At 57.5% G+C, this 353-nt stretch carries 1 protein-coding gene; it reads left to right on the plus strand.

What is annotated here, in order from left to right:
* A partial coding sequence (locus tag EN852_RS41350; protein WP_189546487.1) for a hypothetical protein occupies window positions 1–353 on the plus strand: 353 nt, incomplete at both ends.

Genomic DNA, 353 nt, shown 5'->3' on the forward strand with positions numbered 1-353 from the left:
CTGAACCTGTTCTCGGATGGCCTGAAGAAGACCGTCCTGGGTACGACAGACAAGGCCAACACCTCCTCCGGGATCAATGTGGAGACCCTGTTCCCTGATTTCGCAAAGTGGAACGCGGGCCTGTCGCAAGACAACTGGAAGGCCACAGACGTGATCTCCGCGGTGGAGGATTACGGCACCGTCAATCGGAAGGGTCGCAATCTAGACGGCATCGTCGTCAAGGCGACGGTCAAGATGGCGAGCGCGGAGCGGGGCCAGTACAAGGACGAGTGCTTCCTGTTCGGCGCCGTCGTCGACAACGAATTCCAAATGGTTCGCGACCCGTATGAGACCAAATGCAATGAAACTCAGAT

It is taken from the genome of Mesorhizobium sp. M2E.F.Ca.ET.209.01.1.1, from assembly GCF_004010375.2.
Taxonomy (GTDB): domain Bacteria; phylum Pseudomonadota; class Alphaproteobacteria; order Rhizobiales; family Rhizobiaceae; genus Mesorhizobium.